The organism is Subtercola boreus (assembly GCF_003399645.1).
Classification (GTDB): domain Bacteria; phylum Actinomycetota; class Actinomycetes; order Actinomycetales; family Microbacteriaceae; genus Subtercola; species Subtercola boreus_A.
This window is the reverse complement of the sequence record NZ_NBXD01000007.1, coordinates 248,239-265,061: the sequence shown is the minus strand read 5'-3', so window position 1 is coordinate 265,061 and position 16,823 is coordinate 248,239. Positions and strand designations below refer to the sequence as shown.

Annotated in this window: 16 protein-coding genes and 1 tRNA gene; 3 read left to right on the top strand and 14 right to left on the bottom strand. The window is 66.9% G+C overall.

Features of this window, described 5'->3' with window-relative positions; genetic code table 11:
• The first annotated feature begins 43 nt into the window (after positions 1-43).
• Positions 44-1,573, top strand: coding sequence for an amino acid permease (locus B7R24_RS03505; RefSeq protein ID WP_116417742.1), 1,530 nt, complete (start codon positions 44-46; stop codon positions 1,571-1,573).
• A 135-nt stretch (positions 1,574-1,708) separates the two neighbouring features.
• Positions 1,709-2,440: a hypothetical protein gene (locus B7R24_RS03500; protein WP_116417587.1), complete on the top strand. Its 732-nt coding sequence runs from the start codon at positions 1,709-1,711 to the stop codon at positions 2,438-2,440.
• Positions 2,441-2,656: 216 nt separating this feature from the next.
• Here B7R24_RS03500 and B7R24_RS03495 read toward each other — a convergent pair whose 3' ends face one another.
• The 13 genes from B7R24_RS03495 to B7R24_RS03440 form a co-directional block, all read right to left on the bottom strand.
• A complete protein-coding gene (locus B7R24_RS03495; protein ID WP_116417586.1) occupies positions 2,657-4,030 on the bottom strand; it encodes a glucose-6-phosphate dehydrogenase in 1,374 nt (457 codons plus the stop codon).
• A gap of 74 nt (positions 4,031-4,104) precedes the next feature.
• Positions 4,105-4,806 (bottom strand): hypothetical protein, encoded by a 702-nt coding sequence (locus B7R24_RS03490; protein WP_116417585.1) that lies wholly within the window; start codon positions 4,804-4,806, stop codon positions 4,105-4,107.
• A gap of 197 nt (positions 4,807-5,003) precedes the next feature.
• Positions 5,004-6,455, bottom strand: coding sequence for a GH1 family beta-glucosidase (locus B7R24_RS03485; RefSeq protein WP_116417584.1), 1,452 nt, complete (start codon positions 6,453-6,455; stop codon positions 5,004-5,006).
• Entirely contained in the window at positions 6,448-8,715 is a 2,268-nt protein-coding gene (gene yicI / locus B7R24_RS03480) for an alpha-xylosidase (RefSeq protein WP_116417583.1), read from the bottom strand. The genes B7R24_RS03485 and yicI overlap by 8 nt, the downstream gene beginning before the upstream one ends.
• A gap of 31 nt (positions 8,716-8,746) precedes the next feature.
• Positions 8,747-9,661 (bottom strand): carbohydrate ABC transporter permease, encoded by a 915-nt coding sequence (locus B7R24_RS03475; protein WP_116417582.1) that lies wholly within the window; start codon positions 9,659-9,661, stop codon positions 8,747-8,749.
• Positions 9,661-10,572: a carbohydrate ABC transporter permease gene (locus tag B7R24_RS03470; RefSeq protein ID WP_437123504.1), complete on the bottom strand. Its 912-nt coding sequence runs from the start codon at positions 10,570-10,572 to the stop codon at positions 9,661-9,663. Before B7R24_RS03470 ends, B7R24_RS03475 begins: the two co-directional genes overlap by 1 nt.
• 97 nt (positions 10,573-10,669) lie before the next feature.
• Positions 10,670-11,998 (bottom strand): ABC transporter substrate-binding protein, encoded by a 1,329-nt coding sequence (locus B7R24_RS03465; RefSeq protein WP_116417581.1) that lies wholly within the window; start codon positions 11,996-11,998, stop codon positions 10,670-10,672.
• A gap of 112 nt (positions 11,999-12,110) precedes the next feature.
• On the bottom strand, positions 12,111-13,316 hold the full coding sequence (locus tag B7R24_RS03460) for an ROK family transcriptional regulator (RefSeq protein ID WP_116417580.1): 1,206 nt from the start codon (positions 13,314-13,316) through the stop codon (positions 12,111-12,113).
• A 90-nt stretch (positions 13,317-13,406) separates the two neighbouring features.
• Positions 13,407-13,535, bottom strand: a complete 129-nt coding sequence (locus B7R24_RS18260) for a hypothetical protein (RefSeq protein WP_301182455.1) — start codon at positions 13,533-13,535, stop codon at positions 13,407-13,409.
• Between the two features lie 52 nt (positions 13,536-13,587).
• Positions 13,588-14,334, bottom strand: coding sequence for a GAF and ANTAR domain-containing protein (locus tag B7R24_RS03455; RefSeq protein WP_116417740.1), 747 nt, complete (start codon positions 14,332-14,334; stop codon positions 13,588-13,590).
• A gap of 61 nt (positions 14,335-14,395) precedes the next feature.
• Positions 14,396-15,121 carry an ANTAR domain-containing protein gene (locus B7R24_RS03450; protein WP_116417579.1) on the bottom strand — a complete coding sequence of 242 codons (726 nt, stop codon included), beginning with the start codon at positions 15,119-15,121 and terminating at the stop codon, positions 14,396-14,398.
• A gap of 127 nt (positions 15,122-15,248) precedes the next feature.
• Positions 15,249-15,503: a DUF7882 family protein gene (locus B7R24_RS03445; RefSeq protein WP_116417578.1), complete on the bottom strand. Its 255-nt coding sequence runs from the start codon at positions 15,501-15,503 to the stop codon at positions 15,249-15,251.
• A gap of 142 nt (positions 15,504-15,645) precedes the next feature.
• A tRNA-Lys gene (locus B7R24_RS03440) sits at positions 15,646-15,721 on the bottom strand.
• 96 nt (positions 15,722-15,817) lie between these two features.
• Between B7R24_RS03440 and bcp the strand changes: the two genes are divergently transcribed.
• Positions 15,818-16,300 (top strand): thioredoxin-dependent thiol peroxidase, encoded by a 483-nt coding sequence (gene bcp / locus B7R24_RS03435; RefSeq protein ID WP_116417739.1) that lies wholly within the window; start codon positions 15,818-15,820, stop codon positions 16,298-16,300.
• A gap of 11 nt (positions 16,301-16,311) precedes the next feature.
• On the opposite strand, the gene B7R24_RS03430 is transcribed toward bcp, so the two are convergent.
• Positions 16,312-16,749, bottom strand: coding sequence for a hypothetical protein (locus B7R24_RS03430; protein WP_216363602.1), 438 nt, complete (start codon positions 16,747-16,749; stop codon positions 16,312-16,314).
• Positions 16,750-16,823 lie beyond the last annotated feature (74 nt).

The following is a 16,823-nucleotide window of genomic DNA, read 5'->3' as shown; positions in this document are numbered from 1 at the left end:
CAAAGGTAGACATAGCATACCTATGGGCCGCTATGGTTTCGCCATGACTCATTCGCAGAGCGTTTCCGGTGTGACCTACACGAAGGCCACCGACGGCTATTTCGAAAAGCGCAGCCTCAAGCGCACCGCCGGTTTCTGGGGCCTCTGGGGCGTGGGTGTCGCCGCCGTGATCTCCGGCGACTTCTCCGGCTGGAACTTCGGGCTCGCGTCGGCCGGTTTCGGCGGCATGCTCATCGCGTTCGCGATCGTGGTGGTCATGTACTTCACCATGCTGTTCAGCATCGGCGAAATGTCGGCCGCCATGCCGCACACCGGCGGCGCGTACTCCTTCGCGCGTGCGGCGATGGGCCCCTGGGGCGGCTTCATCACCGGGCTCGCGGAGTCCATCGAATACGTCGCGACGACAGCGGTGATCGTGTACTTCTCGGCCTCGTACGCGAACGGCATCACCTCGGTGCTCTTCGGGCTGGAGCTGCCCACCTGGCTCTGGTGGATCATCCTCTACGCCGTCTTCATCGCTCTGAACGCTGCGGGCGCGGCTCTCTCGTTCCGCATCGCGCTCATCGTCGCCTTCCTGTCGATCGCGATTCTCGTGGTGTTCGCCGTGATCGCCGTCTTCTCCGGCGCCTGGAGCGCCGACAAGCTGTTCGATGTCGCACCGGATGCCGGCCAGACGTCGTTCCTGCCGCATGGGGTCCTGCCCATCCTGTTCGCGCTGCCCTTCGCCATGTGGTTCTTCCTCGGAATCGAAGAGCTGCCGCTCGCCGCCGAGGAGGCGCACGACCCGAGCCGCGACATCCCGAAAGCCGGCGTCTGGGGCATGGTGACGCTCGTCATCTTCGGGGCGATCATCCTGGTGCTGAACCCGGGGTTGACCGGGTCCGATGCGCTCGGAACCTCCGGTGAGCCTCTGCTCGACGGGTTCCGGGCCATGCTCCCCGACGGCCTGGCGGCGGTGCTCTCGGCGTTCGCGCTGATCGGGCTGCTGGCCTCGCTGCAGGGCATCATGTTCGCCTACGGGCGCAACATGTACTCGCTCTCGCGGGCGGGGTACTACCCGAAGTTCCTCTCGCTCACCGGCAAGCGGCAGACGCCGTGGGTCGCGTTGGTCGTCGGCGGGGCGATCGGATTCGTCGCCCTCGTCGTGGTCGATGCGACGGGCGGAGCGGCCGGCGGCGGTGGAGCGATCGTGCTGAACATCGCCGTCTGGGGCGCGGTGCTGGCCTACATTCTGCAGATGATCTCGTTCGTCGTGCTGCGGCGTAAGTTCCCGAACGCGAAGCGGCCGTTCGTCAGCCCGACGGGCGTCTGGGGTGCGGTCGTCGCCGGGGTCATCGCGCTGGCCATCTTCCTCGGGTTTCTGATCAATCCGACGTTCGGCCCCGCCATCATCGCGATCGGTATCGTCTTCGTCATCGGACTCGTCATCTTCGCCGTCTGGGGTCGGAGCCGACTGGTGCTCTCGCCGGAAGAGGAGTACGCCCTCAGCGGCGGTCTGCACTCCGACCCTGAGCTCGAGGGCTACGGCGGGGCCGTCGAAGACGAGATCATCGGCCAGCAGCAGAACCGTTAGGGGTGTGCGGCGTGTCCTGACGGGCAATCATCGGGCGGGCAGCCACTATTGGTGACAACGGTGCTGTGAGAAGGGCTCATGATGATTGGTTGGCGACGCAAGGCCAAAGCGGAGCGGGCTCGTGCTGAGAACCCGATGTCGGCAGAGCACCTCTACGATCTGGTCAACCAGACCCTGCTGGCGAACTTCGGGCCCCTCGGTTCGTATGCGATCACGCGTCGCGAGCGGGGCGACAGCGACGACATCTTCCACACGATGCTCGCCTCCTCGGTCGCCCACAACATCGTCGGCAACCTGATCAACCACAGCGCCATCCCGCTGCAGCCGCAGCCGGCCCTCGGCGGCTCCTTCGTCGCGGCCACCAGCGCCTTCGCGGCGTCGCACGCCCTCCCCTCGGAGCCGCTGCCCGCCTCCGATCTGCCCCCGCTCCGCGAGGGTATGCACGCCGGCCCTGCCGCTGCGGCACCCGAGCGGGCCGTCTCGACCCTGCGCAGCGAAGCTCCTGCGCCCGTCTCCGCCGCCGCTGCGCCGGCGACCGCCGTACACGCGCCCGTGGCCGCTGCCGTGCCGGTGGCCTCCTCTGCTGTGCCGGTTGACGCTTCGCAGGGTGCCGTGCCCACCTTCACGGCCCCGATCATCCCGTTCCCCATCGCAGCGGTCACCGCTCCAGCGGGCGGACCGGCCTCGCTCGCCCCGATCGTGGCCGTGCCTGTCTCGGCAGACCTCGCCCAGGCCCTCACAGCGCTCGACCAGACCGGCCCCATCGGAGTCGCCGGCCCGCAGTTGCCGGCCCCCCGCCCGGCCGTCGCCCTGGCCGACACCGCTCCAGGCACCGCCGACCGGCCCCTGGTCTCCACCGAGCGCTAGGCCTACAGCCCCCGGCTGACCGAAGCGTGCCGCCGCTGTTCAGGCAGCTCGCACCATCAGCCACCCCGCATCGGCGAGAGCCCTCCCTGCCTGAATTGTGCACTGGGCACACGGCGCCGGGCGTGGTGACATAGTGCCGGGCGGCGGCGGACTCGGCGTCGGCACTCCGCAGGCGGTGCCGCCCCGCCTCGGTGGGCGCGGCTTCGCGCGGGCGCGCTAGATGCGAGGCCAGAAGGTGGGGCCCTCCGAGCCGGCGCGGTAGTCGTCGATGGGTACTTCGTCGCGCTTCCAGGCGTCGACGATCGGTGCCACGATGCGCCAGCCCTCCACGGCGGAATCCCCCCGCACCGACAGCGACGAGTCGCCGTCGAGGATGCCCGCCAGCACCTCCCGGTACGCCAGCAGCTGTCCGTCACCGAAGTGCGCGTCGAGCGAGATGCGCTCCAGCTCGTAGGGGTCGCCCGGACCGTTGATGTTGATCTCGAGCGACATCTCGTCAGGAGCCAGGAATACGCGAAGCACCGTCGGATCGTTGTGGCCCTTCAGGCCGACCGGCAACTGCCGGGCCGGCCGGAACGTGATGACGATCTCACGTCGCCGCTCCGCCAGCGCCTTGCCCGATCGCAGGGTGAACGGGATGCCCGCCCACCGCCATGTGTTGATCTCGAACGTGACCTCGGCGAGCGTCTCGGTCTCGCGGCTCGGGTCGACGCCGCTCTCGTCGACGTACGACGGCAGCTGGCGACCCTGCACCTCACCCGCTGTGTACCGGGCCCGCCGCGACGACGCGATGGGATCGCCCTGCCAGGCCTGGGTGGCCCTCAGCACCAGCTGCTTGGCGTCTCGCAGGTCTTCGGACTTCAGCGTCGACGGCGGCTCCATAGCCACGACCGCCATTACCTGCAGCAGGTGGCTCTGGATCATGTCGACCAGGGCCCCCGCCTTGTCGTAGTACCGCGCCCGGCCCTCCAGCGCGAGCTGCTCATCGTAGATGATCTCGATCTTCTCGATGTGCTCCGCGTTCCAGACCGGCTCGAAGATGCGGTTCGCGAAGCGGAGTCCGAGCAGGTTGAGCACCGTCGATCGCCCGAGGAAGTGGTCGACCCGGTGGATCTGCTCCTCGGGAACCAGCTTCAGAAGCAGCTCGTTGAGCGCGATGGCGCTCTGCTCGTCGGTGCCGAACGGCTTCTCGAGCGCGAGGGTGAGCCCGTCGGGGCGTTTCACCGTCTCGAGCGCGGCGCAGGCAGCAGCGGCGACAGCGGGCGGCAGCGCGAAATAGATCGCCGGCACACCGTCGCATGCATCGAGCAACTTCTGCAGGTCATCCGGTTTCGTCACATCGGCCTGGAAGTAGTGCGAGCCCTTGAGGATGGCAGCCACCGTCTCGCCCGAGGCGTTCACCTCGGCGAAGGAGGTGGTGATGACCTTGTGCCAGTCTTCGTCGGTCCACTGTTCGACCCCCGCCCCGATGAGGGTGAGCGTGCGGTCGGGCTCCCCCGTCAGCAATTGTGCGAGGCCGGGTAGGAGAAGGCGGGCAGACAGGTCTCCGGATGCTCCGAGAATGACGAGGGTGCCGATCATCTGACTCATAAGCTCACCCTAGAACACGCGCGACGCCGTTCGAGGCAGAATCGGGCAGTTCAGGATGCCGCGGCGGGCGATCGCTAGGAGGCCGACGCCGGTGCGGTGGGAGCGGGCTCGGGTGCCGCCGTGGTGACGGGGGCGGGAGCCGAGACGGGAGGGTCGACCGGCGCGGGATCGACCGGTGCCGGGTCGCTCGGCACGGGGTCGGGGGCGGGATCGACCGGGGTGGGATCGACCGGCACCGGGTCGGGCACGGGGTCGATCGGGATCGGGTCGACCGGCGCGGGATCGACCGGAGCGGGATCGACGGGTGCCGGGTCAGCCGGGGCCGGGTCGGAGGGCGCAGGGTCGGCCGGGGCCGGATCGGCCGGCGCCGGATCGACGATAACCGTCGACCCACCGCCCGAACCGTCACCGGAGCCGGAACCCGAACCGTCGGAGGAGGCGGAACCAGAATCGGAGGACGAACCACCGGACGACGAACCGCCCGACGAGCCGGAACCGCTCGACGACGGCTCGTACCCCGAGTCCGATCCCGAGAAGTCGAGCACGGAGAACCCTGTCGAGCTGTCGACGCCCGGCGTCGCCGCCGGTGCCGCGGCCGGGTCGACTGCAGCGGGGGCTGAGACGGCGACCGGCGCGACGGTCTGCACCGCGGTCGGCAGCGGGCCCGCCTCGGGCGCCGGAAGGGAGATGACGTGGGGCGCGGTGCGCTCCAGCGCGACACCGATCAGCGTGAAGACGCCGGCCACCGCGATCACCATTCCGGCAATGATCGGCACCGCGCGAGGCATCTTACGTAGTGCGCGCATGACGTGCCCCCGAGCACTCTTTTTGGTCTCCACGGCCTGAGCATACGTCAGAGTGTCGCGTGTGGCCCGAAATGGTTACAAATGCGTTACTTTCGCCACTCCAGTCACACCAGTCACACGAAAGACGCCATCCTGGCGGCCCGAACCGGCCGCCGGGAGCCGCCCTCTCAGGCAGGCAGCACGTGTGACGCGGCCAGCTCGGCGTACCAGAGCGCGCTGTCTTTCGGCAGTCGCTCGAGGGTGTCGTAGTCGACCCGTACGATGCCGAAGCGCTTCGAGTACCCGAAGCTCCATTCGAAGTTGTCCATCAGCGACCAGACGAAGTAGCCGCGAAGGTCGACCCCGGCGTCGATCGCCCGGTGGGCCGCGGTGATGTGGCGCCGCAGGTAGTCGACGCGCTCGACATCGTGCACCGCACCGTCGATGACCTCGTCGGCGAACGCAGCGCCGTTCTCGGTGATCATCATCGGCTGGTCGGGGAACTCGTCGCGGAGTGCCGTCAGAAGGTCGAACAGCCCCGATGGGTCGATGTTCCAGCCCATCTCGGTGTACGGGCCCGGCTGCACCAGGAACTCGATGCGCCCGGCACCGGGCCAGGGTGACCCGCCCACGTTGCTGTGACCGTCGGCGTTCTGGCGCTCGCTCACTCCGTCCCACACCCGAACCCGCGTGGTGGAGTAGTAGTTGACCCCCAGTACATCGATGGGCTGGTTGATGGCCTCGAGGTCACCCTCGAGCACGAACGACCAGTCGGTGACCGACGCGGTGTCGCTGATCAGGTCGGCCGGATACGCGCCCTTCAGCAGCGGCCCGGTGAAGGCTCGGTTCGCGAGCGCATCGATCTGCCGCACCGCCTCGGGGCCGGTCGGCCCGTCGCCGCGGATCTCGTGGAGGTTCAGGGTGATGGAGAACTGCGGGTCGTTGGTGACGACGGCGCGCAGCGCCGCAACGGCCAGCCCGTGCGCCAGGTTGAGGTGGTGAACGGCCTGCAGCGCCCCCTCGGGCGACATGATGCCGGGCGCGTGCGCCCCCGAACCGTACCCGAGGTACGCCGAGCACCACGGCTCGTTGAGCGTGGTCCAGGTGTGGATGCGGTCGCCGAACGCCTCCCCCACGATGCGGGCGTACTCTTCGAACGCGAGTGCGGTCGAACGCACCGTCCACCCGCCCTCGTCTTCGAGCGCCTGCGGCAGGTCCCAGTGGTAGAGCGTCGCCACCGGCCTGATGCCGCGCTCGATCAGCCCGTCGATCAGCCGGGAGTAGAAGTCGAGCCCGGCCTGGTTGGCGGCACCCCGACCGGTCGGCTGGATGCGCGGCCACGCGATGGAGAAGCGGTACGCCTCGAGGTTCAGCGACTTCATCAGGTCGAGGTCTTCGTCGAGCCGGTGGTAGTGGTCGTCGGCCACGTCGCCGGTGTCGCCCTCGAACACGTTGCCGGGGGTCTTGCTGAAGGTGTCCCAGATGCTCGCACCACGACCGTCTTCGTCGAACGCGCCCTCGATCTGGTACGACGCCGTCGCCGAGCCGAACGTGAAGTCGGCGGGGAACACGAGCCCGGCGTCGCGGTAGTCCGCGCTGCCCCGAACGATGGTGCTGCCCGAATTGTTGCTGTCAGTCACAGTGAAATACTGCCTCTCCGTTGATGGCCTCGACGAGCTGGCCGTGCTCTACGACCTTAATGCTCCACGGCTTCGGGGAGGTGGACGTGACGCGCACCTGTGCAGAACTGCGCGAAACGGTGAACTGTGCAGAACTGCCGTCGGGGTTGGTCACGGTCACCGACTGCTCCGGATGATCGGCAGCAGAGCTTGCGAAGACGTGCAGCGTGAGGCCGTCGAGGTAGTCGTAGTCCGGCCGGTCATCCCGGGCACCGATGGGCAGCACCGTCCCGTCGCGCACGTACACCGGAGCGGTGAGGAACCCGTGCTGCTCCGTGCGCCACACCGGCCCGACCACGGTGGAACCGTCGAACCAGTTCGTCCAGGTGCCCGCCGGCAGGTAGAACGTCACCGACCCGTCGGCGGTGAACACGGGCGCGACGAGCACCGACGACCCCAGAAGGTATTGGGTCTCGAGGTGACCGGTGCCCGGGTCGGCCGGGAACTCCAGCTGCATCGGCCGCAGCACCGGCGTGCCGACCGCCGATGCGGTGAGTCCCGCCGAATAGAGATAGGGCATCAGGGAGAGCTTCAGCTTCGTGAAGACCCGGGTCACGTCGACGGCCTCCTCGTCGAACGCCCACGGCACCCGGTACGAGTCCGACCCGTGGAAGCGGCTGTGCGACGAGAGGAGCCCGAACGCGGTCCAGCGCTTGAAGACACCCGCGTCGGGCGTGCCCTCGAATCCGCCGATGTCGTGGCTCCAGAACCCGAAGCCGCTGAACGCGAGCGACAGCCCGCCGCGCAGCGTCTCGGCCATCGACTCGTAGGTCGAGGTCGAGTCACCGCCCCAGTGCACGGGCAGCTGCTGCCCGCCGGCGGTGGCCGAACGGGCGAACAGCACCGCATCACCCTCGCCCCGGGCATCCTGGAGCACGTCGAAGACGGCCTGGTTGTAGAGCTGCGTGTAGTGGTTGTGCATGCGCTCGGGCGAGGAGCCGTCGAAGTAGTCGACCTCGAGCGGGATACGCTCACCGAAGTCGGTCTTGAACGCATCGACACCCTGGTCGAGCAGCACGCGCAGCTTCGACTGGTACCACGCGGTCGCGTCGGGGTTCGTGAAGTCGACCAGGGCCATACCGGCCTGCCAGAGATCCCACTGCCAGACGCTGCCATCGGGCCGCTTCACCAGGTAGCCCAGGGCCGCGCCCTCGGCGAACAGGGCGGATCGCTGGGCGATGTACGGGTTGATCCACACGCACACGTGCAGGTCGCGCTCGTGCAACCGCGCGAGCATGCCGGTCGGGTCGGGGAAGACCCGGGCATCCCACTCGAAGTCGCTCCAGTTGAACTCCCGCATCCAGAAGCAGTCGAAGTGGAAGACGCTCAGCGGCAGGTCGCGGGACGCCATGGCATCGATGAAGCTCGTCACCGTCTCTTCGTCGTAGTTCGTGGTGAAGGAGGTCGACAGCCAGAGCCCGTACGACCAGGCGGGCACGTGTGCCGGCCGGCCGGTCAGCGCCGTGTACCGCTCGAGGATCTCGGCCGGCGTCGAACCGGCGATCACGTAGTACTCCAGGCTCTCGCCCGGCACCGAGAACTGCACGCGCTCCACCGACTCGGAGCCGATCTCGTACGAGACATGCCCTGGGTAGTTGACGAAGACGCCGTACCCGCGGTTCGTCAGATAGAACGGGACGTTCTTGTAGGCCTGCTCGCTCGACGTCCCGCCGTCGGCGTTCCAGATGTCGACCACCTGGCCGTTCTTCACGACCGGGCCGAACCGCTCGCCGAGCCCGTAGACGAGCTCGCCCACACCGAGTGCCAACTGTTCGTGAACGAAGGTGCCCGTGCCCGCGACATCCAGGTAGCCCACCGACTTGGCCCCACCCGAGGTGAGCACACGCCCACCCGCCGAGAAGGTCAGGCTCCAGGGCGCACCACGGGTCACCGTCGCCGTCAGGTCTCCCGAGCTCAGGATGCCCCGATCATCCTGGATCGACACCTCACCGTGCCCGGGCTCGGCTCCCACGAGGTCGAAACCGTCGAAGGGCAGCGCGCCCTGGAAGTGCTCGATGCGCACCCCCACGATGTTCGGCAGCGGCGAGGTGAGCGTCACGGTGAGGAGGGCCCGGTTGAGGGTGTCGCCCCGGGAATGGATGACACGGGTCGGCGCCGAGACGACGAGAGAGTTCTCACCCGCCGACAGGTCGTACGCCTCCTCGGCATAGAGGGGTGTGACGCCCGCGCGCATCTGCCAGAAGCCGTCGCTGAATTTCATAGAGGTGGTAGCCGTTTCGAGAGGAGCGGAATCACTTCACCGCGCCGGCAGTGATGCCGCGGGTGAGGGTGCGCTGGAAGATGAGGAAGAAGACGAGCGTGGGAATGAGGCCGAGCAGGGCCGACGCACTGGTGGTCGTGACATCCATCAGGCGATCGCCCTGCAGCACCGCGATCGCCACGGGCACCGTCTGGTTCGCGTTGCTCACCAGGAACGTCAGCGGAATGAGGAACTCGTTCCAGGTCCAGATGAAGAAGAAGATCACGATGACAGCGAGCGTGGGGCGCGAGATCGGCACGATGACCCGCCAGAGGATCTGCCAGCGGCTCGCCCCGTCGAGCGCGGCGGCCTCGAGGATCTCCCTCGGGAAGGTTCCGTACACACTCGACAGCAGATAGGTGCCGAAAGCGCTCTGGATGACCGTGAAGATGATGATCACCGACCACACGTTGTCGTAGAGCCCGACCTGCTTGAACATGTTGTAGAGCGGGTAGAGCAGAGCCTCCTGCGGCAGCACGTTCGCGAGCAGGAAGAGCACGACGATCCAGGTGCGGCCGCGCACGCGACCGATGCCGATGGCGTAGGCGTTGAGCACAGAGATGACGACCGCGAAGATGGCGACGAGCCCCGAGATGAAGAAGCTGTTCCAGAGCTTCTGGGGAAAGCTGACCCGGTTCCAGAAGTTCACGATGCCGTCGAAGTTCAGGGCGGCGGGCCACTGCAGCGGCCCGCCCGAGGCATAGTCGGCCGGCGATTTGAAGGAGTTCACCAGAATCAGGTAGAACGGGATGGCGATGGCGACGCCGATGAGGATGGCGACGACCAGCAGCACCCAGTCCGAGGCCCTGCGCTTCGTCTTCTGCTTGGCGAGCGCCGGGGCAGCGCCGCCCTGAGTCTTCGGCCCGGTGGGCAGCACCGCGGGGCGGTCGTTCGTGACGGTGGCCATCAGCGCCCACTCTCGGCTCGTTCGGCCCGGTTCTGGGCCTTGATGAAGAAGATCGCGACCACGATCGTCACGATCGTCAGGGCTGTCGCGATGGTCGCGCCGTAGCCCACCTGCTGGGTCTGGAAGAATTCGCTGTAGGAGTAGTAGCTCGGCACGATGGTCGATGTTCCGGGCCCGCCGCGGGTCAGCGTGTAGATCGGACCGAACACCTTCAACGCCGCGATCGTGCTCGTGAGGGTCACCACGAAGATCTCGGGCCGGATGATCGTGACGGTGATCGAGCGGAACCTCTGGAACCAGTTGGCGCCATCGAGTTCGGCCGCCTCGTAGAGTTCGGGATCGACCCGCTGCAGCGCCGCCATGAAGATCACCACGGGGTAGCCGAGCTGCACCCACACCATCACGAACATGATGCAGAGCAGGGCGGTGTCGGGGCTGCCGAGCCAGTTGTGTTCGAGACCGCCGAGGCCGATCGCCCCGAGCACCTGGTTCAGGGCCCCATTGTCGGGCCGCAGGATCCAGCCGATGACGATGGCCGCGATGGCGACCGGCAGGATCTGCGGCAGGTAGTACGTCGCCCGCAGGAAGCTGGCGACTCGGCCGCCGAACTTCTTGCCCACGAGGTCGAACAGCATCGCGGCCAGCACGAGCCCGAGCAGTGTCGGAACGATGACCATGGCGATGATCATCGCGATGCTGTTGCCGAAGCTGGTCCAGAACTTCGTGTCACCCATCAACTGGATCCAGTTGTCGAGCCCGATGAACTTCGGCGGCTTGATGCCTCGGTAGGAGGTGAAGCTCAGGTAGACGTTCCAGACGAGCGGGATGATCACAATGACGGTGAGCAGCACGAAGCCCGGTATCAGGTAGAGCCAGAAACCGCCTCGGCCCGCGCCGCTGTTGGGCAGCAGGGACTCTTCGCGGGCCCGGGGGGTCCGGGGCGCCTTTCGCGCCCCGGACGTCCGAGCTGTGCCGGGAGCATCCGGCGTCAGGGTTGCCACGAGCAGGTCAGCCCTTGGTGATCGTGTCGACGCCGCTCTGGTACTGGCCGCCGATCTGGGTGAGGAAGTCGTCGGGGTTCTTCGTTCCGTTGACGAGCTCCTGCAGGCCGGCGTTCAGTTCGTCGTAGAACGTGGGCGTGGGCCAGTCGGGGTAGAACGCCAGGCCGTCGCGGGCCGTCAGAGTGTTGAAGTTGTCGATCAGCTCCTTGCTCTTCGGGTCGGTGATGTCGGCCGAGTTCGCCGCCACCGGGATGCCGCCGTTGTTTCCGATCAGGGCCTGGATGGGCGCGCTCATGGTGATGTCGATGAACTTGTACGCGAGATCTTTGTTCTTCGAGTTCTCGGGCACGACCCAGAGGTTGCCCGAGGAGCCGGGTGCCATGGTGGACCCGGGGAACAGGAACGACGACCACTGGAAGTTCGTGATCTCGGTCTGGAACCTTCCGTACCACCAGCTGCCGGAGTAGAAGATCGGGTTGGTCCCTGCCTCGAACGCCGTGCCGGCGTCTTCGGCTTTCTGGCCCGTGACGTCTTTCGAGATGTAGCCCTTGTCGACCCAGTCCTTGAGCGTGTCGGCCGCGAAGGTGAAGTCCTCGTCGTGGAAGTCGACCGTACCGGTGTACTGCTGGTAGTTCGTGACCCACTCGCGCGTGGCCTTGCTCAGAGCGAGCTGGTAGAACAGCTGGCCGAGCGGGTATTCGGCGGCCGACTCTGCCAGCGGCGTGATGCCGTTGTCCTTGAAGGTCGCAAGTGCCGCCTCGAACTCCTCGAAGGTCGTCGGCACCGCGATGTTGTACTTCGCGAACATGTCCTTGTTGTAGTAGACGTCGACGAATTCACCGTAGTTGGGGATCCCGTAGTAGCTCCCCGAGCCCATGATGCCCTTCTCGTCGTACTTCGCGGTCGTCTGCAGTGACGGCGCGAGCTTCTTGTCCCAGCCGTAGGCGGCGACAGCAGCGTCCATGTTGCTGAGCAGGCCCTGGCTGGCGAGCAGGCCGGCGGTGGCGTTGCCCTTGTTGTATTCGAGGATGTCGGGCGCAGCATCCGAATTCAGAACCTGGCTGGCGGTCGAACGGATGCCCTCGAAGCTCTTGGGCTCGTAGTTCACCGTCGCACCGGTCTCCTTCTCGAACTCGGCGATGGCCGCCTTCCAGGCGATCCCCATCGCGCTGGTGTCGCTCTCGAAATCCCACAGGGTGATGGATTTGCCATCTCCCGCCGGGGATGTGTTGATCGCGTCGCTGCTGGTGTCGCTGCCCGAGCCGCCCGAGCAGCCGGCGAGCAGCATCGCACTGGCCGCCAGAATGGCGCCCGTTGCGAGAAGTCTCTTGCGCATCACTTACCTCCTTGTAGAGGAGTGGGTGCTCTGGTGCAGGCAGCCACTCCGATGCCGTTTGTTGACATCCACAACATACCTGCCGGTGCGACCCATGCGCAAGTGAGAGCGGTTACATGAATCCCGCAACAGGATCGAAGAGCCCCTCCGTGAAGACCAGCTCCCCGGCACCGAGCAGCAGCTGGTCGGCTCCGAGCTGGGCCGAGACGATGCGCAGACCTTCGAGCGACGCCGTGATCGACCCGTCGGCGAGGGAGGCGAAACCGTCGGAGTCGTCGGCGAACAGTGCGGCCAGGAACCCGCTCACCACCATGAGGCTCGGGTTGAAGAGGTTCACGGCGTTCTTCACCGCGATGCGCGTCAGCGCGCGATACTCCTCCACCAGCGCGACGACGGCGGGATCGGTCGTTCGGGCGAGACGCTCGGCGAGCTGTGCCGCGCCAGAGGGTGGCAGCCCGACCGCCTCGAGCAGCACCTCCTGGCGCACCTCGGCCTCGAAACACCCGTGCGCACCGCAGGGGCAGCTCGCGCCGTTCGACTTCACGAAGGTGTGCCCGAACTCCGACGCGTACCCGTCGGCTCCGACCAGCAGCCTGCCGCCGGTGATGACGCCGCCGCCGATACCGCTCGCACCACCGATGAGGTAGACGAGATCATCCACCCCTCTGCCGGCGCCGAAGACACCCTCGGCGCGCATCCCGAGCTGGGCGGCGTTCGCGGCCGACACCTTCAGACCCGTCGCCGCCTGAACCATCTCGGCCAGGGGCTCGTTGAACCACCCCATGTGGTCGGCCACACGCACCTGGCCGTCGGCGAGGCGCACCAGCCCGGGCACGGCGAGCCCGACGCCGACCACGGTTAGACCGGCGGCGGTGTCGAGCAGCCCCGAGATCGCGTCGCGCGTCAGCTCGACGGCATCACGCGAGCTCGGAACCCCGTGGGTCTCGATGCGCATCCGCTCCAGCACGCGGCCACCCAGGGCCACGAGACCGACGTGGATGGCGTCGACCTCGGGGTTCACCGCCACCGCCACAACAGACGACGAGGGATGCACAATGGGGCTCGGGCGGCCCGCAGGGTTGGTGCCGCTCTTCGTGTCGGGCAGCGTCTCGGTGACGAGGCCCAGGTCGCGAAGCTCCCCCACCAGGGTTCCGATGGTGGAGCGGTTCAGGGCGGTGAGCCGCGTCAGCTCCGCGCGCGAGAGGGCACCCTCCCGGTGGATGAAGCCCAGGATGCGCGCCAGGTTGCTGCGCCGCAGCTCCTCGGTCGTACCGCCTGCAGCGCCCGCGCGTGGGACCAGTTCGGGTGCTGTCGACATGGGGAAACCCTAGTGCGCCGGGGGAGCGCCGCGAGTGCGCCGACAGCGGCGCCGGGGGTGCGCCGGCAGCGGCGAGGATCCGGTCGGCCCTCAGCGCACGAAAGCGACGACCACCAGAACGGCGGTGGCCGCGCCCAGCAAGGAGAGGCCGCCGAGCGCGATCGCCCGGCGGAGGGTTGCGTAGGGTTCGGTTGACGTGGTGATCTCTGACTGCGTCATCTCGGTCTCCTTCGACCGTCGAATGGTGCTGTTTACAAGGCGATGGAGCCCACTATAGGTTCGCTCCGCCCGGGCGGGACGCAACGCCACTCGGTTTCAGTTCCAGCGTTCCGTCGATGACCATCTGGGCGTCGTTCAGCAGGCGATTGTTGTTCGCACGAGCGTGTGCGCGAATCAGGTCGAATGCTTCATCGGGGGTGATGTCGGCCCGTGCGGCGAGCATCCCTTTCGCCTGCTCGATCAGAACACGGTTGTTCAAAGCGGCCTGCAGCTGGTCGGCGAGCACACTCTTCTCGGCGATGCTTCGATCCTGCAGCAGACTGATCGTCGCCATGTCGGCGAGCGCCTGGCCCAGGGCGATGTCGGGTTCCGTCATCAGGGTGGTGTCGTCGGAGCAGAGGTTCATTGCCCCGATGACGTGGCCGCGCAGGCGAAGCGGCAGCGCATGGGTCGACTTCACTCCCGCCTCGGCCGCGACGACGACGAAGCGCGGCCATCGATCCTTCGCCTCGCTGATCGTCTGGTTCAGCACGGGCTCACCGCTGTGGAAGCAGTCCAGGCACGGCCCTTCGTTGATCTGCAGCTCGAAGAGTTCGAGATTGTGGATGCGTTCGGACGACGAGGCGGCGAGTTTGAGTCCGCCGCGCAGGTCGGAGAGCATGATGCCGGCCGCATCGATTCCGAGCAGTTCGACGCAGGCGTCTGCCAGATAGTGCAGCAGGTCTGTCGCGTCGAAGTCGTCGGTGAGGGTGTCGGCGAGGGTGATGAAGACTTCCGCCAGGCGAGCTTCTCGGTTCATGCGCATTCCTTGTCGTCGGAGTCTGAGGGGATCGTGGGTGCGTGCGGTCGCGCTGGTGTGGTCAGGTGATGAAGAGCCGACGAGCGACGACGGACCGCGCGATGCTGTCGATCGACGCATCGGCGCTGTAGGCATGCGCCCTGATCAGCGAGAGAGCGGCGCTGAGATCGATACCGAGTTGCACGGCCAACATGCCGGTCGCCTGGTGTACCTCCGCCTGCAGGGCGAAGGGGTCTTCGAGCACGGCGGGCAGGTCTTCGGGATGCTCGCCCGACCCCGACCCCGACCCCGACCCCGACCCCGACCCCGAGTCGAGCAGCAGCGCCGTGGCGGCGGCGGTGTACGCCAGCGCGCTGCCCAGCTGTTCGTCCGACAGCGATCCGGGTACGGCACGGTAGAGGGTGAGAACTCCGAGGTTGATCGCGCCCAGCCGGAGGGGGAAGGCGAAGACGGCTCGCACCCCCAGCCGCAGTGCTTCGGGACTGAACCCGGCCCACTCCGCCCTTCCGTCGTCGAGGAGCGGGCGGAGGATGATGCGGTTGGTCGAGACGGAACTGCTCTGCGGGCTCTCGCCGACGACGAACGACAGTTGCTCGAGCGTCATCCCGACCCCGGGGGTCGCGGCGATGGTCAGGGGCGCAGCCCCCGCCGCGCACCAGGTCAGCGACGTACCGACGGCACCGGCCGCCGCGCAGCAGTCGACCACAAGACGATCGGCCGGCGCTCCGCCCGCACGGGTGTCGTGGATCTCACGGAGGATCTGCGCAGTCTGCTGCTCAACACTCATGGGGTTCGGTCGATTCAGATCATCACTCGTGAGATGGATGCGCCAGCGGCCGAAGTCTGGGGCAACTGGGGCTGAGTCTACGACCGTTTCGGCGAGCGCGGACCCCGCAGCATCCCATCGTGGCAAGTTAGGCCGACTCGGTGAGTTCGGCGAGCCAGACAGGATTGAGGGAAGGCACCCGGCTGCCGTCGAACCGGAAGCGGATGGGAATCGAGGGGTGCAGCCAGATGGAGGCCCGCCCGCTGCCGACCTCTGCCGAGTAGGCCCACGACATCGTGAAGCACTCCGTTCGCCGGAGCTTCTGCACGATCACGATATGGAGGTGCGTGAGGATGCGATCATCCATCTCGATGTCAGTGCCGTCGTACGTGATGTACCCCATGAGAAACCTCTTCGATCCGGCCGGTGATGTGAGCCGCCGAGCCCGGGAGCAGCATCAGCAGAATACGCCCCCGATCGGGGGACGGGCCGTGTAGCAGAAAATCGTTATCTGCCGGAAATACGGGTTCAGGGGTGTTGAGAGGTGGTGCACCCCCCCGGACTTGAACCGGGAACCCACTGATTAAGAGTCAGTTGCTCTGCCAATTGAGCTAGAGGTGCGAAGCTTCAGGATGCGTAACCCGAGCCGAGGATAAACATTAGCATGAGTCTGACGGGCTCGCGAACGAGCCCCCGAAGCAGAAGAGAGTGCAGCGCGTGAGCGACACCGCAGAACGATTGACCGTCGGCCAGCAGGCACCCGGATTCACCATGCGCGACGAGAACGACAGAGACGTCTCGCTCTCGGACTACCTCGGGCAGAAGGTCGTCGTGTACTTCTACCCGGCCGCGAACACCCCGGGCTGCACCACGGAGGCCTGCGACTTTCGCGACAACATCAACTCATTGAAGGGCGCCGGCTACCAGGTGCTCGGCGTGTCGAAAGATACTCCGGATGTTCTGAAGGGCTTTGCCGAGGCGCAGGGGCTCAACTTCCCGCTGCTCTCCGACCCTGACTTCGCCGTACACCGGGCGTACGGGGCCTACGGCGAGAAATCGCTCTACGGAAAGACCGTCACCGGGGTGCTGCGCTCGACCTTCGTGGTCGATGAGGGTGGCATGATCAGCCAGGCGCTCTACAACGTGAAGGCAACGGGCCACGTGGCGTCGCTGCGCAAGAAGCTGAAGATCGACGCGTAGGGCTGGGTGGTTCAGATGCGTCGGGTGACGGCGACCACCGACGGCGCGAGCAGCAGCACGATGCCGAGCAGCGAGACCAGCAGGAGCGGCCAGCCGTCGACCGCGTCGGCGAACAGCCCCTGGAAGATGCAGATCGCCACAATGACCTGCAGAACCTGCCACGTCAGGGCCGCTCCGCGCGTCCACGGCCGCAGGCGATAGGTGCCCACCGCGATGAACAGCACCCAGACACCGGCGGCGAGTACGAGCACGATGAGGGCGATCGCGGTAGCGTACGACTCGGGCGTCGTGAGCACCAGTTCGGCGACCAGGGCGACCCCGATGGCCAGCACGGCCAGCGCCTCCACGAGCAGCAGCAGGGCGAGGAGAACAAGCAGAACAGGCCTCCGGAGAGGACCGTCAGAACGCTCGGGGGAGCCCGTTTCGTGCGTGCCAGCCTGATCGTCCATATCTCCACACACCAGAAAAACCTTGATTTGCCAGTACCAGTATGCGACCATACTTGAGGTCGATTGTTGCTCAC

What these genes read in the sequence shown, in the direction of transcription:
- B7R24_RS03445 (WP_116417578.1), bottom strand. Translation starts at nt 15,503, where the DNA reads ATGGGGTACATCACGTACGACGGCACTGACATCGAGATGGATGATCGC.
- B7R24_RS03505 (WP_116417742.1), top strand. Translation starts at nt 44, where the DNA reads ATGACTCATTCGCAGAGCGTTTCCGGTGTGACCTACACGAAGGCCACC.
- B7R24_RS03455 (WP_116417740.1), bottom strand. Translation starts at nt 14,334, where the DNA reads ATGAACCGAGAAGCTCGCCTGGCGGAAGTCTTCATCACCCTCGCCGAC.
- B7R24_RS03460 (WP_116417580.1), bottom strand. Translation starts at nt 13,316, where the DNA reads ATGTCGACAGCACCCGAACTGGTCCCACGCGCGGGCGCTGCAGGCGGT.
- B7R24_RS03500 (WP_116417587.1), top strand. Translation starts at nt 1,709, where the DNA reads ATGTCGGCAGAGCACCTCTACGATCTGGTCAACCAGACCCTGCTGGCG.
- B7R24_RS03475 (WP_116417582.1), bottom strand. Translation starts at nt 9,661, where the DNA reads ATGGCCACCGTCACGAACGACCGCCCCGCGGTGCTGCCCACCGGGCCG.
- yicI (WP_116417583.1), bottom strand. Translation starts at nt 8,715, where the DNA reads ATGAAATTCAGCGACGGCTTCTGGCAGATGCGCGCGGGCGTCACACCC.
- B7R24_RS18260 (WP_301182455.1), bottom strand. Translation starts at nt 13,535, where the DNA reads ATGACGCAGTCAGAGATCACCACGTCAACCGAACCCTACGCAACCCTC.
- B7R24_RS03450 (WP_116417579.1), bottom strand. Translation starts at nt 15,121, where the DNA reads ATGAGTGTTGAGCAGCAGACTGCGCAGATCCTCCGTGAGATCCACGAC.
- B7R24_RS03465 (WP_116417581.1), bottom strand. Translation starts at nt 11,998, where the DNA reads ATGCGCAAGAGACTTCTCGCAACGGGCGCCATTCTGGCGGCCAGTGCG.
- B7R24_RS03495 (WP_116417586.1), bottom strand. Translation starts at nt 4,030, where the DNA reads ATGAGTCAGATGATCGGCACCCTCGTCATTCTCGGAGCATCCGGAGAC.
- B7R24_RS03430 (WP_216363602.1), bottom strand. Translation starts at nt 16,749, where the DNA reads ATGGACGATCAGGCTGGCACGCACGAAACGGGCTCCCCCGAGCGTTCT.